20 protein-coding genes are annotated in these 23,830 nt (G+C 67.1%); 7 read left to right on the plus strand and 13 right to left on the minus strand.

The window, feature by feature from the left end; all coding sequences use genetic code 11:
- The gene (locus ACQP2F_RS33085) at nucleotides 1-1,413 is read right to left on the minus strand and encodes an NAD(P)/FAD-dependent oxidoreductase (protein WP_433294429.1); all 1,413 of its coding nucleotides are present in this window, start codon (nucleotides 1,411-1,413) and stop codon (nucleotides 1-3) included.
- Between the two features lie 5 nt (nucleotides 1,414-1,418).
- A complete protein-coding gene (locus ACQP2F_RS33090; RefSeq protein WP_433294431.1) occupies nucleotides 1,419-2,108 on the minus strand; it encodes a 50S ribosomal protein L11 methyltransferase in 690 nt (229 codons plus the stop codon).
- A gap of 988 nt (nucleotides 2,109-3,096) precedes the next feature.
- Here ACQP2F_RS33090 and ACQP2F_RS33095 point away from each other — a divergent pair.
- Nucleotides 3,097-4,461: a helix-turn-helix domain-containing protein gene (locus ACQP2F_RS33095; protein WP_433294433.1), complete on the plus strand. Its 1,365-nt coding sequence runs from the start codon at nucleotides 3,097-3,099 to the stop codon at nucleotides 4,459-4,461.
- On the opposite strand, the gene ACQP2F_RS33100 is transcribed toward ACQP2F_RS33095, so the two are convergent.
- From ACQP2F_RS33100 to ACQP2F_RS33120, 5 genes are all read right to left on the minus strand, one after another.
- Nucleotides 4,388-5,209 (minus strand): alpha/beta hydrolase, encoded by an 822-nt coding sequence (locus tag ACQP2F_RS33100; RefSeq protein WP_433294435.1) that lies wholly within the window; start codon nucleotides 5,207-5,209, stop codon nucleotides 4,388-4,390. The genes ACQP2F_RS33095 and ACQP2F_RS33100 overlap by 74 nt on opposite strands.
- Nucleotides 5,210-5,274: 65 nt before the next feature.
- The gene (locus ACQP2F_RS33105; RefSeq protein WP_433294437.1) at nucleotides 5,275-5,754 is read right to left on the minus strand and encodes a PPC domain-containing DNA-binding protein; all 480 of its coding nucleotides are present in this window, start codon (nucleotides 5,752-5,754) and stop codon (nucleotides 5,275-5,277) included.
- A complete protein-coding gene (locus ACQP2F_RS33110; RefSeq protein ID WP_433307688.1) occupies nucleotides 5,754-6,542 on the minus strand; it encodes an asparaginase in 789 nt (262 codons plus the stop codon). Before ACQP2F_RS33110 ends, ACQP2F_RS33105 begins: the two co-directional genes overlap by 1 nt.
- 290 nt (nucleotides 6,543-6,832) lie before the next feature.
- Nucleotides 6,833-7,372 carry a flavoprotein gene (locus ACQP2F_RS33115; RefSeq protein ID WP_433294439.1) on the minus strand — a complete coding sequence of 180 codons (540 nt, stop codon included), beginning with the start codon at nucleotides 7,370-7,372 and terminating at the stop codon, nucleotides 6,833-6,835.
- Complete coding sequence (locus ACQP2F_RS33120) at nucleotides 7,369-8,889, minus strand: helix-turn-helix domain-containing protein (protein WP_433294441.1); 1,521 nt, start codon at nucleotides 8,887-8,889, stop codon at nucleotides 7,369-7,371. The genes ACQP2F_RS33115 and ACQP2F_RS33120 overlap by 4 nt, the downstream gene beginning before the upstream one ends.
- Nucleotides 8,890-9,347: 458 nt before the next feature.
- Between ACQP2F_RS33120 and ACQP2F_RS33125 the strand changes: the two genes are divergently transcribed.
- A complete protein-coding gene (locus ACQP2F_RS33125) occupies nucleotides 9,348-10,391 on the plus strand; it encodes an NAD-dependent epimerase/dehydratase family protein (RefSeq protein WP_433294443.1) in 1,044 nt (347 codons plus the stop codon).
- 41 nt (nucleotides 10,392-10,432) lie between these two features.
- Here ACQP2F_RS33125 and ACQP2F_RS33130 read toward each other — a convergent pair whose 3' ends face one another.
- The 6 genes from ACQP2F_RS33130 to ACQP2F_RS33155 all read right to left on the minus strand — a co-directional run bounded on the left by ACQP2F_RS33130 (nucleotide 10,433) and on the right by ACQP2F_RS33155 (nucleotide 17,198).
- Nucleotides 10,433-11,986 (minus strand): helix-turn-helix domain-containing protein, encoded by a 1,554-nt coding sequence (locus ACQP2F_RS33130; protein WP_433294445.1) that lies wholly within the window; start codon nucleotides 11,984-11,986, stop codon nucleotides 10,433-10,435.
- Between the two features lie 520 nt (nucleotides 11,987-12,506).
- A complete protein-coding gene (locus ACQP2F_RS33135) occupies nucleotides 12,507-13,052 on the minus strand; it encodes a flavoprotein (protein ID WP_433294447.1) in 546 nt (181 codons plus the stop codon).
- Nucleotides 13,049-14,449 (minus strand): helix-turn-helix domain-containing protein, encoded by a 1,401-nt coding sequence (locus ACQP2F_RS33140; RefSeq protein ID WP_433294450.1) that lies wholly within the window; start codon nucleotides 14,447-14,449, stop codon nucleotides 13,049-13,051. The genes ACQP2F_RS33135 and ACQP2F_RS33140 overlap by 4 nt, the downstream gene beginning before the upstream one ends.
- A gap of 219 nt (nucleotides 14,450-14,668) precedes the next feature.
- Nucleotides 14,669-15,472: an endonuclease/exonuclease/phosphatase family protein gene (locus tag ACQP2F_RS33145; RefSeq protein ID WP_433294452.1), complete on the minus strand. Its 804-nt coding sequence runs from the start codon at nucleotides 15,470-15,472 to the stop codon at nucleotides 14,669-14,671.
- A 20-nt stretch (nucleotides 15,473-15,492) separates the two neighbouring features.
- Nucleotides 15,493-16,092 carry a dTMP kinase gene (locus ACQP2F_RS33150; RefSeq protein ID WP_433294454.1) on the minus strand — a complete coding sequence of 200 codons (600 nt, stop codon included), beginning with the start codon at nucleotides 16,090-16,092 and terminating at the stop codon, nucleotides 15,493-15,495.
- Nucleotides 16,089-17,198: a radical SAM/SPASM domain-containing protein gene (locus ACQP2F_RS33155; RefSeq protein ID WP_433294456.1), complete on the minus strand. Its 1,110-nt coding sequence runs from the start codon at nucleotides 17,196-17,198 to the stop codon at nucleotides 16,089-16,091. The genes ACQP2F_RS33150 and ACQP2F_RS33155 overlap by 4 nt, the downstream gene beginning before the upstream one ends.
- Nucleotides 17,199-18,210: 1,012 nt before the next feature.
- Between ACQP2F_RS33155 and ACQP2F_RS33160 the strand changes: the two genes are divergently transcribed.
- The 5 genes from ACQP2F_RS33160 (at nucleotide 18,211) to ACQP2F_RS33180 (ending at nucleotide 23,817) form a co-directional block, all read left to right on the plus strand.
- Nucleotides 18,211-18,408, plus strand: a complete 198-nt coding sequence (locus ACQP2F_RS33160; protein WP_433294458.1) for a hypothetical protein — start codon at nucleotides 18,211-18,213, stop codon at nucleotides 18,406-18,408.
- Nucleotides 18,405-20,990: a nitrate- and nitrite sensing domain-containing protein gene (locus ACQP2F_RS33165; protein WP_433294460.1), complete on the plus strand. Its 2,586-nt coding sequence runs from the start codon at nucleotides 18,405-18,407 to the stop codon at nucleotides 20,988-20,990. The genes ACQP2F_RS33160 and ACQP2F_RS33165 overlap by 4 nt, the downstream gene beginning before the upstream one ends.
- Nucleotides 20,991-21,024: 34 nt before the next feature.
- Nucleotides 21,025-21,438: a roadblock/LC7 domain-containing protein gene (locus ACQP2F_RS33170; protein WP_433294462.1), complete on the plus strand. Its 414-nt coding sequence runs from the start codon at nucleotides 21,025-21,027 to the stop codon at nucleotides 21,436-21,438.
- Nucleotides 21,439-21,616: 178 nt separating this feature from the next.
- Complete coding sequence (locus tag ACQP2F_RS33175) at nucleotides 21,617-22,993, plus strand: ABC transporter substrate-binding protein (protein WP_433294464.1); 1,377 nt, start codon at nucleotides 21,617-21,619, stop codon at nucleotides 22,991-22,993.
- 11 nt (nucleotides 22,994-23,004) lie between these two features.
- Nucleotides 23,005-23,817, plus strand: a complete 813-nt coding sequence (locus ACQP2F_RS33180) for a class I SAM-dependent methyltransferase (protein ID WP_433294466.1) — start codon at nucleotides 23,005-23,007, stop codon at nucleotides 23,815-23,817.
- Nucleotides 23,818-23,830 lie beyond the last annotated feature (13 nt).

Here is a 23,830-nt window from a genome sequence, read left to right on the forward strand (position 1 = left end):
TCACGACAACCGTCCCGCCGTGTCCAGCAGCAGCGGCAGGCACTCGGCCATCGGGGCGCGGTCCCACAGCCGCCGGACGGCCTTCGCCCGGGTCGAGTCGCCCACGGCGAGCTCGTGCAGCGCTGCGGTGAGGAATCGCTCCAGCATGTCCTCCGAGCCGGCCGGGAGGCTGCCGCCGGGCTGGCACAGCATCTCGACCAGGCCTCGAGCGGACGACCCGATCAGTTCCTCCAATGCCGGGACCGGCATGTCCCGGCGCGGGCTGTACGGGTGCTCGCCGACGGTGCCCGGGTCGGTGATGCCGTCGGCGACCAGCCGGGCCGCGTGCGGGGCCAGCAGCACCCCGCATCGGTACGTGCCCGTCGCCAGGTGCACCATCGGGTGCCCGGTCCGCCCGAACAACGGCAGGTGATCAAGGGTGACCGGGCGATGCCCGACGCGGACCTCGACCAGTTCGGCGTCTCGCAGGCCGGTATTCAGCTCCGCCGTCGCGTCGTGCATCAGCGTGGCGATCTCGTCCAGCGTGGCGCCCCGGCCGTAGTCCGGTTCGGTGGACAGCCGGTTCGTGGCGCCCAGATACACATGGCCATCGGCGCGCGGGACCATGTGGCTGCCGCAGGCGAAACCCCGGTTCGGGGTCCGTACGGCGGCTGGCAGGGCGAACGGGGCGTTCACGACCAGCGACACCCCACGGCCGGAGCGCAGCGGCGGCGCGTCCGCCTGCTCGGCCAGGTCCTGCGCTAGCAGGCCGCTCGTGGCCGCCCCGGCGGCCAGCACGAGGTGCGCGGCGAGCACGAGGGTGCCATCGGCCGCCTGCACCGCGATGTGCTCGCCATGCTCGTCGACGCCGGTGGCGTTCGTGTTCAGCCAGTGGCAGCGCGGATGCGCGGCCGCGACCGTCGTAAGTGCCTCGATCAGGGCGACCGGGTCGACGCTGGCCTCGCCGGGCAGCCAGAGCGCCTCGTGCGCGCGGATCTGCGGCGCGAGCCCGGGAACGTCGCGCGGGGAGGCGAACTCGGCGGTTCCGCCGTGCGCTTCGGCCGCTGCGGCGATCGCCTTGAGGTGGTCGGTGTCGTCGGCGCCGTAACCGTTACCGATGACCCACACCCCGGGGATCAGCCGTAGCGTTTTGCTGCTGGCCTCGCTCACCGCGGCCAGCCAGGCGTCGTACCGGGACCGCGCGGCGACCCGTTCGCTCACCTCGGTGGTGATCCTTTGCGCCTCGTGGCCGGCCTCGACCTCGCTGAAGACGGTCAGCATCGCTCCGGCCGCCCGGGACGCCTGCCCCCGGTGTTCGCCGTTGCGCGGGCCGACGATGGTGACGTCCAAGCCCCGGCCCAGCAGCTCGTACGCGGTGGACAGACCCAGTAGGCCCGACCCCACCACGACCACATCGGTCACGTTCTGTGTCATGTTCCTCACCGGCTTTCCTCAGAGGTTGACCCGCGGGTGGCGGCCAGGGTGTGCACCTCGAACCGCAGCCCGCGAAACGCCGCCCGGCCCAGGGTCCGCAGCGGATAGAGCCGGGCCAGCAGCAGGTCACGCTGCGCGGCGTACCGGCGAAGAGGGATGTCGAGCTCGACGATCTGAAGCGTCCGGACCTGGTAGCCGCGCTGCGTGAGGTGCTTGGTCGTGCGCTGCACGTCGGTCAGCGACGAATGGGTCAGCAACAACGTGCCGCCAGGCGCCAAGAGGTCATCGAGTCGCTCCAGCAGGACGTCGTACAACGCCCGCCCGTCGCGGCCGCCGACCAGCGCCGCCTCGATGCCGTCGCCTGCGGCGTATGCCGGGTCGCCGGGAAAATGCGGCGGGTTGCAGACCACGAGGTCCCACGGTTGGTCCACGTCCAGGTGGGAAAGGTCGGCAACGGTCGTGGTGACCGCGGACTCGTCCAGTCCGTTACGAATCACGTTGTGCAGCGTGGCCTCGGCGCAGGCCGGGTTGATGTCGGTCGCGGTGACGTGCAGGGCGCCGTCGTGCAGTGCGGCCACGGTGTAGAGACCCGAACCGCAGCCCACGTCGAGGACCCGGCGACCGTGGAAGGCGATGCTGGTGTCGTTGGTCAGCGCGGTCAGCAGCGACAGCCCGACGTCGGTCGGGAACAGCACAGCGCCGTCCTCAGTGGCGTGAATACGTACCCTACGTCCGCGGAATTCGGCTTCAGCGAAACGACTGTCGGGTGTTCCGTGGCGAAGCTCGCACAATGCGTTGCCGGCACCGGGAGGAAGAACCACCCGATTCATGTGGGCGGAGATCCTGGTCATTGCGGTTGTCGCTGCCATAACTCCTCCTGGGCTGTGCTGCCGGACCGCGACTAGGGTTCGGAGTCGCGCCACGCTGCGCTTCTTGAGCCGACGGCATGGACAGGGCCGGGCTTGTCGTACTTACGTCCTCCGGTGGATCCCGTCACTCGATAATGTGCAACTTGCAGATTTGGCTCCAAGTCCGGTGGGGAGCTTCGGCGTTCTCACCATTTCCCAGGGCGAATCGGTGCGGCTTCTTGGTATCAACGCGAGTGCATTGTCGGAAAGAGGGATAGGAATTCTCCGACAATGATTCAGCCCCGCAATCGCGCCTGGCGATCGATCGTCGCAACAGCGGCCAACACGCTACTGCCCCGCCCAGCAGGGCATTTCCTCCTGTCCTGAAGGAGCGGAGGCGTGGCCCGGTGGGGGCGTCACTCAGAGATGAATGTCGGCGGGCTCCGACAAGCTCCGACAAGTTCCGACAATGTCGGCGCCTGCGACGCACTTCCAGCGACAGGACGATGACCCGGAGAGGCACCCCCCACAACGGCGTCACCCGTCGGCTACTGAGCGTTTATCTCCAGCAAAGCCCCACAGTGCTCGTCGCGATTGGGTCGAAGGAGCCGCGTTTATACCGTAGGGGCCGCTTGCCCGCGCAGAGACGTATGCCGATCCAGGCCAGGCGATCGCCAGCCAACTCGCGATCAAGGTTCTCGACCGGGTCAACCGTGCTGTGCCGCCAGCGCGTTGTGGCGTACGTACCGCCTCTCACGCCACACTACGAGCTACCGACCCGTTCGGACTCGCGGTCTTTGCGTAGATCGAACGACATCGACGTGGAGGGCCACGCATGCCGGACCAGGACAGCGGCGCCGACCCTTGGCGGCTTCTCGGCGAGGAACTGGCAGAACGCCGCAGCTCCGCCGGCTACACACAGAGACGGTTTGCCGCGCGCGAGGAGATCCACTACGGGCGCAGCACCATTGCGAACGTCGAACGTGGCCGGCAACGCGTGAGCCGGGACTTCTGGCACGCGTGCGACATCGCGCTGAAGACCGGTGGCGTACTAGTCAACAAGTATGAGCGGATCAACGCCGAGCTCACCGCGCAGCGGCTTCACGAGATCGACACGATCGCGTCGAGCCACACGACGGACGCAAGACCGCGAGCGTCGCTCCCGCCGACGGCGCGCCCCGGGCCGAGGACCGCCCGTCCCGAAGAAGCGACCTCTTCGGTGGCGTTCTCCGGCATTGCGGCATCGGCGTCTGCGGTGGAAGGTGCCGATCGCATTCGCCAGGCGATGGCCGACCCTGCTCGATACGCCGACGCGGGTTTCGTCGGCGCGTTCCGGGTCCAGCTCGAGACGGCCAAGGCTCTCGACGGCCGGTATGGCGCGGCGTCGGCGCTGGCGACAGCCAAGGGGGTCATCGACGTGGTGGAATCGGTCGCGCCGGACGTGCCCGAGAAGGTCCGTGGCGACGTCCTGGTACTCGGAGCCGAGGCCGCCGAGTTCGTCGGCTGGCTCTTTCGAGATCTCGCCGACCCAGTGCAGGCCGGCTACTGGTACGACCGGGCGATGGAGTACGCCCAGTTGTGCGGAGACTTGTCGTGGCAGGGCTTCGTCCTGCTCCGTAAGTCGCAGATGGCGTACGAGTCTCGGTCCGCGAATCGCGTCCGGCTTTTTGCCCGCGCGGCGATCGACGGCCCTTGGCAGTTGTCGGCCCGGTTCTACGCCGAGGCGCTGCTCCAGGTCGCCCGCGGCGATCTGATGCTCGGGCAGCGCGTCGATCTGGGGACCGCAGTCGAGCAGGCCCGCGACGCCTCGGCAGGCGAGGACCTCACCTTGCGCGAGGCGTCGTGCTGGATTGAGGCCCAGGAGCCGGAGCGCGCAGCCCAGTTGTATGAAGCCGGCCTCACCAGCGACGGGTTGTCGCTGCGCGACGCCGGCTACTTCCAGGCCCGGCAAGCCGTCGCGCTCGCCCACGCACAGGCTCCCGACCTCGCCGCCGAGCGGGCGTACGACGCGCTCACCGCGGCGGCTCGGACGGGGTCACGGCGTACCCATCGCGCGGTCGTGGCGACCCGGGCGGCGTTGGCGCCCTGGAAGAAACGCGATTCGGTCGCCGCGCTCGACGACGCGCTCACCGCGTACGAGTCGTCCAGTCGGCGACCGCTTGAATCACCTGGGCCTGCCACTGCTGGCTTTGCGGATTGAGATAGGTCGGGTCGTCGTCAACGGCGAAGCCGTGCTGAGCGCCCTCGATTTTGAGCAGCGACGAGTCGGCGTTGAGTTTTGGCATGGCCGCCAGGCTGGTGTCGATCGGCACAAGCGTGTCGGCGGTGCCGTGCACGATCAGCGTCGGCGCCTGGATCTCGCCGAGCACCGTGTCCGGCCGCACCCAGAACACCTCGTTCAGGAACCCCGGCCCGTGCCGCAGCGTTGGCGAGTACTGGAGGAATCCTTGTTTGGCCAGTTCGGCCGCTTGGTCCGGCTGCAACTGGTCGTCAACCCAGTAGGGGCGGTCGTCGATCGTGCGCTTCTTGTAGTCGATGCGCGGGCACAGCATGACCAGCCGGTCGACGTCCTGCGGCCGCTTTGCTGCGTAGTAGGCGCAGATCCCGCCGCCGAAGCTCTGCCCGACCAGCGAGGTGTACTCGACGTTCGTGGCTTCCCGCAGGAACGCGAACGCGCTGCCGATGTCGTTGAGCACGCTGGCGATCGTCAGGTCTTCCTGCCTGCCGCCCGACTCGCCGTGCCCGCGCAGGTCGAAGCGCAGCGCCGCGGCTCCGGCGGCAGCCAAGCCGGCGGCCATGCGGTCGAAGAAGCCTGCCTCGTGCCGGGTAACGCCGCCGCCGTGGACCTGGACCACGCCGATCGTTGGCGGGTTGTCGGGAACGATCAGGTCGCCGACCAAATCGAGCCCGTCAAGGGACCGGAACCGCACAGTAACCTCGGACGGCATTACGCACTCCTGTCTGCTCGAATTTCCAAGTTCTCTTTGCGGAGATCTACGAAGGGACAGGATCCCTACCACGGTTCCGCCTGGATGGATCCGAACTGAAGCAGTGGCACGTCATAGAGATCTGCTTGCCGCTGGCGGTGCATCTGCGGCTCGGTAATCTCGACGATGATCATCTCGGTGAGAGACTGAACGGTGGCGCCGAGCAAGTGACTCGTATGCCCGGTCGCGCTGTGGGCTTTCAGACCGACGGTGACGTGGATGTGTGGTGCGGCGCTGTCGCTGGCGTCGTCCCAGGCCAGGGTTCCGCCGCCGAGGGCTTCGACGTTGGTGAGATGGACTTTCGACCAGACGGGAGCCTGCGGGTCTTCGAGTTGTTCACAGGTGCCGACCAGATCGGCGGCGGCGAAGCCGGCGATGAACATGGGGATGTAGCCCTGGCGGATGCCGTTGTCGGTGCAGGCTTGGGTGAGCGCGGTGTAGAAGTCGTCGCCGTGGTCGAGCACCACAACGACGGTGCGGCCGGTCGTGGCTTCGCGAGAGCGCATCAGGCACCGCCGGCCATGGCATGAGCTGGTTGTGCGGCCTCGGTTGTCCAGGGCCACTCCGGCCTGGTTCCGAGCCCGGTGGTAGCCGCGAACGCGGCCGAAACCTGGTTTAGGTCTGCTCCGGCGGCGAGCGCCAGGTGCTGCAGGATCCGGGCCTTGAACGGGTCGAGGAGCCCCGCGGGGATGAGACCGCGACTGATCAGGTCACGCTCCGAGTCGGGGAAGCCGTAGGTCTGGGCGAGGACCGGGCCGCTACCGGTACGGGAGGTGAGCACGACAGGGATCCGGCCGGCAACCTCGGTGAGCGTCGCCAACCAAGGTTCGGGGACGTGGCCGACACCGAAGCCGGCCACGACGAGCCCGTCGGCACCCCCGGTAAGAAGGCCTAGTGCTGCGCCGTCATCGCCGAGCGTCGCGGTGTAGAGCCGCACGGTCGGCGCCGGCTGGCGACTGGCGGGTCCGTCGGCGCCGGCCAGGGTCGGGTTGCGCATTGCGCCGGTCACCACGAGTGGCTGTGGACCATGGTGGAGCAGGTCGAGGGTGTAGGCGCTTTCTTCGATGGTGTCGGTGCCTTGGGTGACCACGGCTCCGACGATGCCCGCTTCCCAGTAGTCGCCGAGGCTGGTTGTCAGCTCGGTGAGGTCGTCGATGGTCAAGGAAGCGCCGGGCTTAGTGCGGAAGGTCAGCACGTCGATCTCGATACCGGTCTCGCCGAGACCGGGGACCGCGTCGACGAGTTGTCGGGCAGTCAGCGACGGGGCGACCCCTCCGGAGTCGGCTGTGGTCATGGCGATGGTCCCGCCCAAAGCGACCACGAGGACGCGTGGCGCCGGCGTACCGTTCTCGTCAGCCACAGGTGCGGCCTTCCTGGTGCGGTGGGAAACGCTCGGTCACGCAGCCTAGTCGCCGCGGCGGCCGCACTCGGCCACGAACTGGCAGGCCCGGTCCATGCCGTCCAGCGAGAGCAGCCGGCTGCGGGGCTAGGCGACACCCTCGCCAACCGCGAGCTTCCGCGTCTCAGTGGTGTTCGTCTTAACATGCCGCCTATGCCTGGCGGGCGCGAAGGTGCTGGGCTGCTCTAATGTCTACTCGGTGAAGTGGTCCGGAGAAGGTCGATGACGGATTGCCACAGGAAAGGATCCCGGGGATCCGCCGGACGCAGAGCCTCCACATCGGTGAACAGGACACCAGCATCGCGCAGCAACTGCAGATGTCCTGCGAATGCCGGATGTGACACTAGAGCCGGTTTGGCGTAGACGGACGCGATGATAGGCACATCAGCGCTTAGCGACTCGTTCAAGATCGCCAGAGAAAGCGTATCGCTGATCCCGACGGCCCACGCATTGACAGTATTGAACGTTGCCGGCACGACGGCAATTGCCTCGGCGGGGGGGAGTAGACGAGGTTCGCCTAGCCGCCGTTGCCGATCCAAAACCGGCCGCCCAATGCGCTGCTCGACTGCATGCAGCGGGATCCACGTCGTCGCTGTAGGCGTAGCGATGACATAAACATCCCAATCGTCGGCACGCAATAGATCGATCAACTCGACAATGTTCGCGCACGGCGGTGCTGCGCAAACGATCAGGTAGAGAACTCGCTGGGAACCGGTCGATGTCACGCTTCCACCCCGACGCGATCCGCAAGCGCGCGTAGCCCTGGCGTTGCCGCCCTGCGTTCGCGCACCAGTAGGCCCTGGATCAGGGCGCGCGCCGGCGGATGCACTCGAAGGAGTTGCGGTGTGAGTTGTTCGGCCTGGAGCAGGTGCAGCACGGCGGACGCATCACCGTTCGCCTGTCGGGCAAACGCTGATGCCAGATCAAGATGAACCTGACTACGCCGGCTGGACAGCGATGGATGCAGGCTCGTTGTATCGATCTTCTCGCCCAAGGCGATCGCGCGGTCTGGCCAAAGCTGGGCCGCGATGCTGACCTCGTGAATCAGCACATTGGTCGGGCCGAATCCAGTCCACAACGCGTTGTGGTCGCCACCGAGCTCGACCGCTAGTTCGCGGGCGGCACGGACGTAGGCCCGGGATGCGGTGTGATCGTCGAGCCGGCTGGCGATAACTGCCGCAAGCAAGTTGAGGGCGCCGAGAGCGGAGATTCTCGCGGGACTGCGTCGGTCCTGCGGTGTTGCCGTCGAAAGAGCGCGTTCGACCAGGCTCGCCGCGTCCTGCGCGCGGCCGGGCAGCGCGAGCAGCGCGCAGCCGATGGAGACGAGCGCGATCTGTAAATGTGCGCCGCTGTCAGCGTAGGCGGAGTGGGTACGCGCGCGATCGGCGGCGACCCACGCGAGCTGGGCATCTCCAAACTTCAACGCCAGCTTCGACACGGCCAGATGCGCGCTGGCAGCAGCCGTTTCCACCCGCCTCCGATCGTCATGCCGAGTGTTCGAGGTCAGCCCGAATACCTGAGTCATCAAAGCAGGGACGAACGCGGCGGCATCGTCGTACTCAGCTCGTTGGTAGGCCAGATGCATTCGAGCGACCTGTTGTTCCACCTGATCGAGCCCAACGCCGTCATCGTCGGCGGTGACATCTGCGGCAAGCACGGCTGCACGGACGACGTCGGGGAGATCACCCTGCCTCGCGGAGTCGCCGAGCACCATGGCGGCCGCACCCGCTTGAGCTGCCTGAAGCACCGCACGACGGCTGATCCGAACGCTGCGGTTTTCGCCTTGGATCACCACGTCCACGGTAATCGAGTCGTCAGCCTCAAAAGCTTGATCAGCGGTCGCAAAGGCCGATCCGGTCCGACACACGCCGGCATTGTCTGACGCCAGAACCAGTGACGATTCGAAGTCCTTCGGCGCAACTCCGTCGTCGTTGCCCCTCAAATGAGTCGCTGCACCGTCAGGAACTGATCGACGGACGGGGCGTTGGTGGTGGCGTTGCAGGGCCTCGGCACGGTCGTAGCCTCGCACCAGCTCGCCGCCGGCGCCCAGGACCTCGTCGGCCTTCTCCCAGAACGACCGGTCGACATGCTGGAGACCGACCTCGATGTTGGCGATGCTGCTGCGGCTGTAGCGGGTCTCAACGGCGAAACGCTTCTGGTTGAGCTCGGCTTCCTGACGTCGCGTCGCCAGCTGACGGCCCAGTTCACGCCAAGCTGTGCGGACCTGCTGCGCATCGGCCACCTCAACCCCCCGCTCCGCCTCGAGACGGTGCCATCGGATCCACCTACGCCCAGAGCCTCGGCGTGGCAAGACTGTAGTCCATTACCGTGACCAGCTGACTACTCTGTCGGACAACTCCGACAACATTCCGACATCACCCGCACTTGCCAACTGCGGACGCTACCTCTAATCCGTGCGGCTCTGCGCGTGTTCGGCCGTCCGCGAGGCCCACCGCGGGCGCAGGGTCGGCACGGCGCTGATGGCCAAGTTGAGCGCGATCGCCCTTGCCGCCGGCAGTATCCGACTGGAGTGGACAACCGACGCCGACAACACGGCCGCGCAGGCAATTTATGCGAAACTCGACGCGCCCCGGGCGTCGAGCAAGATCATGTACCGAGCGGAGAACGCCGATCGTGTCCGGTTGTCGCAGCGCACGATCGGCGAACCGAGCGAGCGCGCCCCCGGACGATCCGTACGAGATGATGGCCGGCATGCGGCTGCTCATTCTCGGTGGGTCATGGTTCCTGGGACGTTCGATCGCGGAGGCGGCGCTCGCAGACGGCTGGCAGGTGACCACGTTCAACCGGGGCACCCGCGCGGATCTGCCCGAGGTCGATGCGGTCCACGGCGACCGCACCAGCGCGGAGGATTTCCAGCGGCTCGCGTCGCACGGACCGTGGGACGTCGTGATCGACTGCATCGCCTACGTCCCTCGCGATACCTACCGAGGGGCTTTGACGCTCGCGCCGGCCGTCGGGCACTACGTGGTCATGTCGACCGTCAACGCTTACACCGGATGGCCTGACCTGCCGCTTTCTGAGACATCGCCTCGCTACGAATGCCCGGTTGACGCAGACGCCGACTACGCCGTGGAACACGGCGAGCTCATCCGGTACGGCACGGTGAAGTCCGGATGTGAGCAGGCTGTTCGACAAGCGGTCGGCGATGACCGTACGACGGTGCTGCGGCCGGGCGTGATCCTCGGACCGCACGAGTACGTGGGCCGGCTGCCGTGGTGGCTGCTGCGCGCGGCCGCGGGTGGGCAGATGCTCGCTCCGGCGCCTATGGATCGGCCGATTCAGCCGATCGATGTCCGCGATCTCGCCGCGTTCGCCCTTCGGTGCGCCCGCCAGCGGATCGCCGGCGACATCAACGTCACCGCCCCGATCGGCCACGCCACGTTCGCCGATCTCGTCGACGCGTGCGCCGAGGTCACCGCGGCCGGCGCCGAGCCGGTGTGGGTCGATCCAACCTGGCTTAGGCAGCACGAGGTCGCCGAGTGGACGGAATTGCCGTTGTGGCGTACCACGGCCGGCGTCTGGAACGTGGACAGCAGCCGGGCCCGGGCGGCAGGGCTGACCTGCCGTCCGCTGCGCGAGACCGTGGCGGACACCTGGTCGTGGATGACCGGCGGGGGCCAGGCCGTCAAGGAGGAGCAGGGCGAGGCGGCCCGTGCGGCCGAGCATGGTCTATCCGCCGAGCGAGAAGCGGACCTGTTGGACCGCTGGCGCCAGCTGCGCTGAACTCCGCGTCCGGCGCGCGCCCTGCCGAACTGCAAGACCTCTCAGGCGAGGACGGCGGGGACGGTCGGCCGGGTCGCCAGGAACGCGCGCGTCAATTCGCGCAGTTCCTGGGCCTGACTGACACCCCGCCAGCGGGAATCGGCGAGCAAGACCGGGATGCGTTCCATGCGACTCACCATCCCGGCGCGACGCCAATCCGCTGGGGTGTTCCACAGTGGGGACAGCACCTCGACCGCAGGGGCTAGCGCCTCCTGGGCCGCGTCGGGCTGACCACGCAGGATGAGACAGGCGGCCAGATCCGCTCGGGCCTCGGCCTCCAGCGCCCCTCCCGCGTTCCCGGCGCGGGACCGAATCAGATGCAGGGCCTGAGTGGCGGCCACGGACGCCTCGTCGGGACGACCGACCTGCAGCCACGCCGTGCTCGCGCTGCGCTCGTGCTGCGGCCGCGTCCAGCTGAACTCCCCGCCGGCCGGGTCGTGCATCTCGTCGCTGCCCTCGTCCTCCCACGCGGCCCACGCTGCCCGAAGGGCCAGATCGACCTGACCAGGTGCACCACGATGGCCCCAAGCGCGAGCGAGCAGGCTCTGCGCGCGTACGGTGGCCATCCCCGCGGGCGCGGCCTCGACCGCGCGCAGACCGAAATCGACGGCTTCGGCCGCACGTCCCGTCCAGTAGGCGATCATGGCCTGCAACCCCAGCGCGTATGCCCGCACCCCGGCGTGCCCGATGCTGTCGCCGTAGTCGTAGGCCGCGCCCGCGTACTGTTCCGCGGTCGTCCACAACCCGAGGTCGCTGGTGGCGCTGGTCAACAGCGCCGAGCATTGGGCTAGGGCGAGGTACAAGTCCGTTTGCTGCGTCGGCCGGCGGGTGTTGTCCAGCCAACCACGAGCTCGATCGTGCAGGTGCAAGGCCCGCACCCCGACCGCCCCGGGCGGCTGGCTCCCGTACGCCCGCGCGAGGTCAGCGATCTCTGTCAGCAGCTCTGCGATATCGGTGTCTGGCACTGCGCTCGCCCCTGAATTCCGCGCGAAGGTCCGGGTGTCGAGAGCGGTGTAGATCATCCGCTCCACCGTTCCAGCGTAGGCCGCAGCGCCGGTCAACGCCGCTCCACCGATTTCTCCGCCACCCACGGCGAGCGGCGCAGCACTGTGCGGACCAGCACTCGCGAAGGTAGAGTTCGGCCAGACGCCGGCCGAAGTCGGCGGTTGCAGAGGGGCCATCAGCGACGTGACCAGCGGGTTTGACAGAAAACCAAGAGGCGCCGATGCTGGCTCGCCCTCGCCCTCGCCCTCGCCCTCGCCCTCCCTACCGGAGCCCGAATCTTCAATCGCGGGGCGTTGACGTTCACGTTGCAGAGATTTGGCAGCGTCGTAACCGCGAAGCAGGTCACCGTCCGCACCGAGCAACCCGTCGATTGCTTCCCAGAAGGTCCGGTTGATCTGCTGGAGCCCGGTCTCGACGTTAGCGACACTGCTACGGCTGTACGCCGTACGGCTCGCAAGCTCCACCTGACTCAGCTTCGCCGCCTTGCGCTTCGCGGCAAGCTTATGGCCGAGCTCGATCCACGCCTCTCGAACAGCCTGCGGATCGGCCACCACAACCCCCCGCTTCACACGTGACGCCAACTCCGGATCACCACGGCGTACCGCACCTTCCGGCGGCCCGACGGTGAACGCAGCGTAATCCACCGACGTGACTTGTCGGCTACTCAGCGCCCACTTCCGACAATCCTCCGACAAAGTTCCGACAACGCCTCCTTTTATCAACGAAGACGGCGCTCCCCAGACTCTCCGCGCTCGGGGCTCCTGAAGATCAGCGCCTGACCACACGATCTGCCGAAGACAGCAGCCCGTTGATGCGGCCACGATCACGGCCATAGACAAGGAACTTTAGAGTGACTGGACAGCCTGCGCGGGTCTCCAATGTGGCACGATCACGTCGTGAGCATCGTAGATCTCCGACAAGCGAGCTGGGCAACAGCGATTGAGCAGGCAGACGCCAGTGCAGCATCGAGGATTTCGGCGGCTGTCAAGGTCCCGGCCGCCCCATGAAGGCGGCCAAAGAAGGGGTGATCGTGAAGGGTGCCCTCGTTTGCGCCGTGAGGCCCAATCGGCGCTAACCTGCCGCTACCGCACTCAAAGCTTCTTTCCACGGGAATTTGGGAATTAACTCGCTACCAGTTTCAGGAGGATGCGGTTCCCAAATATCTTTCCCGAGCAGGATATTTACTCCCTCCGCACGAAGCGATTCGATGGACTTCCTAAATGGCAGACGCCCGGCAAGGGCGGAGTTGACGAATGGAAGGATTGCCGTTCTAACGCCTCGTCCGATTGCTTCAGCGGCTACATTCAGCGCATAGGTATCGTTGATGCCTGCTGCGAGCTTGTTTATAGAGTTATAGGTCGCAGGAGCAATAATTAAAGCTTGTGAGTCACTTGTCCGGGGCCCCTTGGTCCTCTGCCCGTAATCATGCCGCACGGGAGTGCCGGTCAATCGCTCAAGCCTCTCTAGGTCGAGGAAGCTCAATGCAGCCGGCGTTGCTACGATCTGCACATCCCAGGCTCTCTGCTGAGCGAGCGCAACAAGCTTCCCAACCTCCGGTGCAGGCCCTGCTCCACAAGCGATGACACAGAGACGCTTTTCGTCACTGGTTTCAGTCATGCAGCCATCCCGATCGATAGACAGTAGCTCTGCACCCTACGCCGTAACGTTGTCGAGCTACGACGCGCCAGGTCCTCGATCATGCCGTGCACCGCGCTCCTCTGGCGAACCTCTTCAGGGGCGTGTTCTTCCGCTGCCCGAATCGCCTCGAAAGCCCTTTCAAACTTCCCCCATTGCAAAAGCGCACGGGCCGAGTCGATATAGATCATTGCCCGCCGTTCAGGCAGCATGATACTTGAGATGTCGATGCCTGCCGCGATATCGAGCGCAGTTCCCGCATCTCCAAGATCAACGGCAGTGGAAACCTTGTGTAATAGCACGTTGGTAGGGCCGAAGGCGGTCCATCCTAAATTGTCGTCACGGCCAAGTTGTTTCCCGATTTCAGTAGCTTCTTCAAGCAAGCTGTGACACGATCTCCGGTCTTCGTCTCTCGCGGCCGCAGCAGCGGCCCGGAGTACCAAAGCGCCTCTGATTGAGAGCGCCGCATCCGTCGGTTTTAAGTCTTTTTCTAGATTCTGCGCCGAGGCCAACGCAAGGCTAACCGCTGCATCGCTATGTTGGCTCGCTAGAAGCGTGTGCACTTGCGCTCGTGCGCTAGATGCGATTACCAATGGATTCCCGCCGGCGGCGGCAGCCTGAGCGCTGCGTTCAGCCGCGAGCGCCGCCATCGCGGACGAATCGAGCTTTAGCAGAACCCCGCTCGTCACTTGATAGACCGCGGCGGCAAGTGCTGAGAATCGCTCGTCAACAGCGCCGCCTGATCGATCACGCATTAAGGCATCTGATACCGAGATCCAGTATGGCAACCGCTCAGCAGCCCATCCGTAACGACTATGCTGATAGCTGTCACGCAGAGCAGCGACCGCTGCGGCCATCATTGATACATCCTGCGGAATATCAATTTCCCACGTTCGAGGGACTACCAGGGAATCGACGATTCGGGCCAACGCATTGGCGCTACCCCTCACCTCATACGGCTGGCGTAAAGCAGCCCAGGAGTTCTCGGATCGTGGCTCGGTGGCAGACGTTGGAGAAGGATACGGATCCTGCGATTTATCCGCGCTTTCAGGCAGTTCATGAGGGCGCGACGACGAATAGAAAAGAGTCGCATTTGACTCGCCTGCGGGCTGCGTCGGGCGTTGATGTTCCCGTTGTAGCGCTTCGGCAGCGTGGTAGCCAGCGACGAGCTCGCCCTTGGCGTGCAACAGGTCGTCTGCCTTTGACCAAAATGCTCTGTTGACGTGCTGGATACCGGTCTCGATGCTACCAATACTGCTGCGACTGTAGTTCGTCTGAGCGGCGAGGGCCTGTTGGCTCAGTCCCGACGCCCGACGCTTCTCGGCCAGCAATTGGCCCAGATCATGCCACGCTGCCCGGACAGCCTGCGGATCGGCCACCTTCACCCTCCGCTTCGCACGTGACGTCGGCTCAGGACCGCTGTGGCGGACCACCTCGTTCCGGCGATCCGACGGTGAAAGCAGCGTAGTCCACCGAAGTGACGTGTCGGCTACCTAGAGGTCGTCTCCGACAATTCTCCGACAAAGTTCCGACATCACAACGCTTGCTATCCGGCCTTGGCCAGGGTCAGTTCTCGCGCGCTTCGTGGCCGTCGAGGTCTAGAGGAAGGTGCTGGCCGACTGCACGGCCAGGTCGGCACCGGCGAGCGGGCCGGGCGTCGTGGCGGTCACGGTGAGAGCGACGGCGTCGTGGTCGCTCAGGCCACCGGTACGGACTTCTGGCAGGTGGACGCAGCTGGTTGCGGCGGTGGTGAGGTCGGCACCGGTGTGAAAGTAGTCGAAGCGATAGCCATTGCCGCCGCGGCCGTACCAGCTGTGCACCTGGACACCCGGGCGAAGGTGCTCGTGGACGTCGGCCAGGCCCAGGTCGGCGAGGTGGTCAAGGAAGTCGTACTCAAACGGCTGGAAGGCCGAGTAGCGGGGCTCGTGGCGGCGGCTGATGACGTTGTAGTCGCCGGTCACCACGAGCTGGCGTCGCTCGTCGTTGCTAATCGCAGCGATGGCGTCCAGCGTGCTGGCCAGGAACGTCTTCTTCTTGGCGACCTTGGCCGGCGCGCGGTCGCTGGAGGGCACGTATATCCCGAGCAGCGTCACCGCTGGCTCGCTGTCCAGGGTGACTGCGACGGCCCTGCCGGGAAGTGAGATGCCCTCGATCAGGTCGGAGCGGAGGCGGCCCTGGATGCGGCTGATCAGGGCGCAGCCGCGGTCGCCGTCGAGTGACCGGCGATGGTCGACGAGCATGCCAGCATCCTGGAACCGTTCGAGCAGGTGGGCGGTGCCGGGGCCGTTGCTGGTCTCGGTCAGCACGATCGCGTGGTCGTCGCGCTGGGCCAGCCAGCCGAGGATGCGCTCGGCACGGGGGAGAGCGGCGGCTTGCAGGTTCAACGTCAGTAGCGACAGCACAGTCAGCAGTCTTACCAGGGCTATTGGACCGGGCTGATCAGCGCCCCGAGGATGTCCCCGACCACCTGGTCCGGGGTCCGGCCCGCGCAGTTGATGATGTGCTGTTTCCATTCCTCCTGGTCGAGGAATTCTTTCGCGTCCCGGTACAGGGCGAGTTCCCGTTCGGGTGATCCGGAGGCTTCCAGCCGCGACAGGGTGGCGCGCTGGCCGAGACGTTCCCGGATCGCGGCAGGATCGTCCTCGAGGTAGATGACGGTGGCCGGCAGGACGTAGCGGTTGTACGACCAGATCTCGTCGAGGTCGAGGCCGTCGATGCGTTGCAAGACCAGGGAGGACGGGACGTAGCGGGCGGTGACGACGTGCCGGCCGTCGTCGAGTTGGGGAATGATTTCGGTTTCAACGTGGGCTGCTCGGTCGGCGGCCACGGCCAAAGCGAGTGATCTGCCGTACAGCATGGCTTCCTGCCGCAGAATGAGCTGCCCCAGCGGCGTGCGCGTGGGCTCGCCGGTCAGGTGCACACCTATGTCCCCGATCGCGGCAAGTCGGTTGGCCAGCAGCTCGGCGACCTTCCGCTTACCGACGCTTCGGGGCCCCTCGATCGCAATAAACTGCGTGGTCATCGCGATGTGCCGACCAGCGGCAGTAGGCGACGCGTCCCGGGCTCGGCGACCGGGCACTGCTCGGAATCGAGATCCCCGATGAAGCCGCCACGGGAGACTACGGCGGCGGGGCAGCCTTTCCCGCACGAGGAATTCAAAGCGCAGCTGCCGCAGGTCGGGTTGTCACCGACAGCGAATCGCTCGTGGAAGTTATAGGCGTCCAGCGCGCCGGTGACCGTGTCCTCCGAGCCGAGAATGTTGCCGGCCAGGAACTCCGTGTCCTGGTACATCGACGTCGGAGTCCGCGCCGCGAAGACCAGGTACGGGCACACGGCGACCTCCCCGTTGGTGAACACGTAGACCAGCCGGCCCGCGTCACAGCCACCCAGCGGCAGGTCGTCGTTCGGGAACCGGATCTTCACGACGTCGAGCTTGTCGGCGAATCGGCTCGTGACCGCCGCGATCGCCCGCATCGCGTCCGTGTCGGCGGCCAGCCGACCCTGGCTCTTCACACCGCGCCCGAACGAGGACAACGGATTCATCAGCACGTACTGGGCGCCGATCTCCGCCGCGAACGCGCACAGGTCGGCGAACTCCTCTGGGCGAGTCAGGGCGTTCGGCGTCGACAGCAGCCCCTGCAATAAGCCGGCCTCGGCGAACTTGCGCGTGGTGGCCACCGTCGTCTCGAACGAGCTCCGGTTCCCGCGGAACTTGCCGTGGCTCTCCGGCCGGAAACCGTCGAACGACACGTTGATGTGAACGCCACCAAGGGCGGCGAGTTCGGCGATCTGCGCGTCGCTGGTCTGCGTCGCGTTCGTACACAACCCGAGCGGCAACCCCTGATCCACCACAGCTCGGCACATCGCCAACAGGTCCGGATGGACGAAGGGCTCGCCGCCGGTCAGGGTGACCCGCTCGACCCGAGCCCGCACCAAGCGGGGAAGTACCACCTCCGTAAATTCCTTCAGCGACATATCCGCGCCTACCTGCGTGGACGAGACGAAACAATGCGCGCAATGCAGATTGCACCTCTCGGTGATCTGCACCAACGCTTTACGTCCATCACCACCGACCGAGGTGCGGAAATAGCACGACGACGCGTGCGTGTCGACAATCAAGCGCTTCATAGACGACTCCCGCCGATGTGGGGCCGGCTTCTAGCCGCCTCGTCAGGCACCGTCAGAGATGCCCCAAGAAAGTCCACCACGCGGTGCGCATTGTCGGAAACCACCTTCGCCAAGTTCCGACAATTTCCGACATCCGGCCGACAGCTCCGCCGATGATCACCGCCTGCAACCGCCGCGCAGGCCTGCCATCAGCACGACCCGAGACCGCATCAATCCACGTCAAAGCCCTGATCAAAGATCTTTCACGACCAAGCGGGCGGCCGCGGCCGGCAGCACCCAGGGCCGGGCCGTCGGGAACACGAATCGGTGAGCTGATTGTCGGAGTTTATTTTCTCTCCGCTCCGACACTGTCCGACATCTCCATTGAGGACTTAGCTGATCTCGGCAGTGATTCCCGCCACCGCGGATGCCACACCGGGAACCAAGGTCGAATGAGCGCCGAACGCCTCCACGACAGGGGCCATGCAAACCCGCACTCCAGCAGTTTAGCCCTCGTCACTCGGCCATCAAGGAACAGAAGTTTCGCCATAGGAATCTCGGCTCCCGGCAGACGCTTGGGGGCGGGCGCGCTGCAAACGCCGCCCGCCTTCGAGTGCAGCGCACCACGCACGAACTTCCTGCACGTCAAGAACGGCAAATTCGGCGCCGTCACTACCGATAACCGAGAAGGAGGAAGCCGATGTACCCGAGAACCTCAGCCCTTCGGCCTCCTCACCCTGACGTGCAGCCCCGCGGTGGTGTGCCGGCCGATGCTTCCCCCGTGGCCGGCCGGCACACCACCCCCGCCACCGTCTCCTCCTTCCTCGCACCGAGAGACCCCTCAACCATGTCCTCTGAGTCGGCGAGCACCCTTCCCTCCCCGCCGCGCGTGTATGACTGGCCGCTGTGGAACGCCGGACGGCAGCTAATGACCGATCACCTGCCCTGCCCAGCCGACGCCAGCCGCTGTCAGAACCCCCGCTGCGTGAATCAGGAGTACCCCTGCACCCCAGCCCGAACTGCAACACGGCTGATGTCAGCGGGTCAGCTGTCGTTCCACAAGCGGATGACGGCACTGGCCGACGCGCTCAGCTGCGCCGTTCCGCCGCCCTCCTATTTCGGCTCGGCCGCTCCTCTCGACGCCGTCAGCGCTCGACGGGCCCAGCCGACGATCTCCGCGGTCTACGTCGTGGACGAGCACCGCCCGCTGACTACGGCGGCCGTCGTATGACCGCGCTAGGAGAAGGCGCCGCTCCCGCCCGCCGCAAGCGACAGTGGCTGCGTCTGGCGGACCGGCGGATCCGCACGAAGTTGACGCTGCTGGTCGCGCTTCCGGTGGTGCTGGTTCTGCTGCTTGCCGGATACACCGCGCTGACGAGTTTCTCGGCTACCGCGCAGACGGGAACCGCCCGGCAGTTGGTCGACATCGGTACCGCCGGCGCGGTGCTGACCGAGCAGTTGCAGCAGGAACGGGCTGCGGCCGCGTTGTTGCTGGCCCAGCGCAGCACGAGCAAGTCCGTCGACGCCTACCGGCAGCAGAACACCGCCACCGACCAGGCCCTCGCCGTGTACTCGACCGCCCAGGACGGCCTGGACTACTCCAACGGTCTGGCCGGTCCGCTGCGGCGGCTCAACGACCAACTGGCGGCGTTGCCGCTGCTGCGCCAGGACGTGCGCAGCGGCAACGACGCCACCGAAAGCTCGGTCGTGTTCCGCTACAGCGCGCTGATCTCGGCGCTACTGGGGTACGGGCAGTCGCTGAGCCAGGCCGACATCGACCCCGATACCGCCGATCAGCTGCGCGCCGTCTCCACGCTGTCGCAAGGCATCGAGGCGCTGGGGTCGTTGCAAGTCACGGGGGTTCCGGCGATCACCGCCAACGCGTTGACCCCGGCCGCGCAGCAGCAGGTCATCGCCGCGGACGCCGCGTTCACCAGCAGCCAGGAGAACTTCCGGCAGCTGGCCCCCGCCGACTGGCAGGCCCTGCTCACGTCGCAGCCGGGCAACAAACAGATCCTGACCGGTGAACGGCTGCAGTCCACGATGGTACGCACCGACGCCGACACCGGCCTGGACCTCGGGGTGAGTCCCGGCGGCTGGGTTGCCGCGATGACCGCGCGGATGCAGCAACTGCACCAGGTCGAAGCCCAGTTCCTCGCCGAGGACCTGGCGGCGGTCACCCGTCAACGCGACCAGCAGCGCCGCAACACCTTTCTGCTCGGCCTCATCGTGCTGGTGAGCCTGCTCGGGGTCGGCGCGATCGGCTGGTGGGTCACCCGGTCGATGACCGCGCCGCTGGCCCGGCTGGCCGCGGAGGCCACCGAGGTCGCCCGGGTGGTGCTGCCGCGGATGGAGAACGAGCTCAACAAGCGCGGTGTAACCCGCCAGGAACTGGACAAAGCGATCCAGGCCGCGTCCCGGCCCCTGCCGGTGCCCGGCGACGACGAGATCGGGCAGGTCATCGCCGCGTTCAACGACGCGCGCGGCTCGGCGGCGCGTGTCGCGGCCGGTCAAGCGGAATTCCGGGAGATCGTCGCCGCCGCGTTCAAGACGCAGGCGTACGAGCAGGGCAACCGGATCGACGCCATCACCAGGACACTAGATCTTCGGGAACGCGAAGACTTCGACCAACCGGAACGACTCGACCACTGGTACGAGCTCGACCAGCTGGTCACCACGCTGCTGCGCAGCGTCGGCACGATGCAGCTGTTCTCCGGCGGCCGCGTCGGGCAGCCCCGCTCGGAGCCGGTACGGCTGGCCGACGTGGTGACCGCGGCGGTCAGCCGGGTCGAGGAGTACCAGCGGGTCGAGCACCACAGCGTGCCCTTGGAAGTGATGATCGACGGCGACCTCGTCGACGAACTCATCCACCTGCTCGTCGAGCTGCTCACCAACGCCATCCGCGCGTCCGACGTCCCCGTCGAGGTCACGGCGAGACCCACCCGCGAGCGGCTCTACGTGGAAATCCGCGACTACGGTCTCGGCCTCACCGAGCAGCAGCAACACGAGATGCAGGAGCGCATCGACCACTTCATTCTCGACGAGTTCACCGCCCGCCATTACGGGCTGGCGGCGGTCGGTTTGATCGCTAACCGGCGCGGCATCACCGTCGAGCTGGACTCGCTGGCCAAGGCCGGCACCAGCGTCAACATCGCCGTCCCGGCCGGCGCGTTCTGGGAACAGCCGATCCACGTGCCGATCAGCGACGAGCACCCGGCGCCGGCCCGGCAGACGCCCGCGCCGGCGGCGATCCCGCGCGCGATGACGCCGGCGCCTGCCCTCATGCCGGCCGCCGCCCCGGTCATCGATGCGCGGCCGTCGGTCACGATGGCGTTGACCGTGGTCGCCGACCGACCGCCGGCCGCGCTCGACGCGACCGTGCTGCTGCCGGCATTGACGCAGGCGCACCCCGCCATACCGCCGGGACCGCAGGTGGCCGCCGGTGCGCCGCAGGTGCATCCCGACATGCCGCAGGGACCGGTCGCCGGCCAGCAGTTGCCGATCTACGAGACCGTCGCCGTCATCCATCCCTTGTTCGACCCGAACGCCAGCGTCGAGCAGGTCGTACAGGGGGCGCAGGCAGGACTCGGGGGCGGCGTCGACTGGGTCCGCGCCGAGCCGGACCCGCCGCAGCCTCGCCAAGAGCTGCTGACCGCCCGTGGCCTTCCGATCCGCGTGCCAGGCAGCTCGACGCCGGCCGAGCCGGCCCCGGTGACACCGCCGGCGGTGCCCCGCCCGCGGGATGCCCGCGCGGGCCGGGCGCAGTGGTCCTCGTTCGGCAAGAGCAGCGCAGCGTTCGTCGGTTCCCGCTGACCCGCACCCCTCCTCTTTCACAGATTGGCTGACCATGACCGCTCCGACCGCACCAGCCCCGATCGGGTTGCGACCCGACCTGGCCTTCCTGCTTTACCAGTTCGAGAACCGCAACCGTGGCGCCGTCCGCACGGTCGCGGTGTCGGCCGATGGGCTGCTGCTGTGCGCCAGCGGTTCGGTCGACAGCCAGCCGCAGGCCGAGACCCTGGCTGCGATCTGCTCCGGCATGACGTCGCTGGTCGTCGGTCTGGCCAAACAGCTGGGCGCCGGCCCGCAGGCCGACATCGGCATCGTCATGGACATCGGCTCCACCATGATCGCCGGCCCGTTCGGCAACGCCTACCTGATGACCCTCGCCCCGCCGAACGCCGACATGGGCGCCATCAACGAAGCGCTGCTCAAGCTCGGCGAATCCTTTCTCGTCCAGCTCAGCCCCGCCGCGCGCTGACGAGCCCGACGCCGACTCTGCGTCGGCGGATCCCCTCACGCCGGTCCGGATCGCGGCTGGCCCCTTCTTCGTCCGGGCGCTGTGCCGTCCGCACGTCACCACCCCTAATGCACGCCAAGCAAGGAGACCTGTAACCACCCGAACCCTGCGGCGACCGCGCACCAGCCGACCTGCCGGCATGGCCCGGCCGATCGGCGCCGCCATCGCCGTGCTGACGCTGACGGCCGTCGCCGGCTGCGCCGGCTCCAGCCTCGACACCACCACCACCACCACCGACGACGACGCGGCGTCCGGCGACACCATCACCGTCGGGCTGATCCTGCCCAAGACCGGCCCCTACCAGTCACTCGGCGACGACATGGCCAACGCGTGGAACCTCTACCTCGAGCTGCACGGCGGCAAGCTCGGCGGCCGCACGGTCGTCACCAAAACCGCGGACGAGGGCACCGACGAGACAACCGCCCGCAAGTCAGCGCTGCGGTTACTCGACTCCGACCATGCGACCGTGCTGGTCGGCTCCGCGTCGGCCGTCCCGTCCGCGGTGATCGCCCCCCTCGCGGCGGCCCGGCACGTGCCGTTCATCGGCACCGGCGGACGCCCCGCAGACACGGCGATGCCCGACCGCAGCTACGTGTGGCACGTGTCCTGGCAGTCCCGCGAGACCGGCGCCGCGATCGCCCCCTACCTGGCGAAAACCATCAAAGGCAGCGTGTACGCGATCGGGCCCGCCTACACCGGCGGCTACGACCAGCTCGGCGGCTTCACCGACGCGTTCGTCAAAGCCGGCGGGAAACTGGCCAACCCCGAAGGCGTCAACGCCCCCGGCGCCAACGCGTTCGCGCAAACCCCATTCCCCGGCACCAAGGACTACAAGCCGTACCTGAACAAAATCCGGGCCACCGGCGCGAAAGCCGTCTACACCTTCTACGCCGGCACGGACGCGGTGCAGTTCGTCAAGGACTACCGCGACGCCGGACTGTCCGACATTCCCCTGTACGCGGCCGGGTTCCTGACCGAAGGCAAGGCCCTCGACGACGAAGGTGCGAACGCCGACGGGATCTACACGGTCCTGAACTACTCGCCGACGCTGCCGGGCGACGCCAACGCCGAGCTGGTCCAGGACTTCCAGAAGAAGTTCCAGAAGACCCCGACGCTCTACAACTGCACCGCGTGGGACGCCGCCCAGGTCCTTGACCTGGCCATCGCCAAAGCCGCCGCCACGCCCGCAACCGGCTCGTCGTCGGCGGCCCCGAGCCTGCCGACGAGCAGCGCGTCGTCCACAGGGCCGAGCCTGTCCGCCAGCGGCCCGGCCCCGGCGAGCCACGCCGCCGGCGCTGCGAGCGCCAGCAGTTCGGCCGTGGCGTTGCCGCCGGTCACCGGGCAGGCCATCAACATCGCCATCGCCGGGCTCGGGCAGATCAACAGCCCCCGGGGCATATTCCGGCTCGACCCGACCAGTCACGCCCCCATCCAGCCGTTCTACCTGCGCAAAGTCCAGTCCGACGGCCGCTCGCGCAGCAACGTCGTCATCGCCACCCTCATCCCCGCGAACTAGGAGGACCAAGCATGCCCACCACGTTGGCTTCCGACGACCGGTACGGCTTCGACAACAGCACCCGCGACGCCCAGGACCAGGTCGGCTACCTCGCCGCCTACCTCGACCCGCACACCTTCGCCGTCCTTGACGGTCTCGACCTTCCGGCCGCGGGCCGCTACGCCGACATCGGTGCCGGCGCCGGCACCGTCGCCCTGTGGCTGGCCAACCACGGCGACAGCGACGGCAGCACCCTGGTCATCGACCTGCAACCGCAGCACGTGCCCCAGCACCCGCGCATCGACATCCTGCAACAGGACATCGCCACCGCGGCGCTGCCACCGGCCAGCTTCGACGCCATCCACGCCCGGCTGCTGTTCATGCACCTGCAGCAACGCGAACAGATCCTCACCAACCTCGTCGACGCGCTCAAGCCCGGCGGGAAAATGATCATCTCCGACTGGGCCACCGACCACCTCGACGACATGTTCATCGACGGCCCCGACACCGTCCGGCAGGTATTCGACGACTTTCAGCACACGCTGATCGACGTGCTGGGCCGCGGTCACGGCATGGACTCCACCTGGGCCCGGCGCGTCCCGGCCGTCATGCGTTCGGCCGGCCTTCAAGTCCACAGTGGCATGACGTTCAACGAGGTCATGCACGGCGGGGATGCGGGCATGCTGCTGCACGCCTCCAACAGCCGCCAAAAAGAAGCGGAGCTGCTGGACGCCGGCATGACCGCCGACGAACTCGAACTCCTGCGCGAAGCCATGAACAACCCGGACGTGCTGACGCGCAGCTGGCCGATGCACACCACCGTCGGCGTCCGACCCGCCGCCTGACCACCCCACATTC

The organism is Actinoplanes sp. CA-030573, from assembly GCF_050951115.1.
In the GTDB taxonomy this organism is placed as follows: Bacteria; Actinomycetota; Actinomycetes; order Mycobacteriales; family Micromonosporaceae; genus Actinoplanes.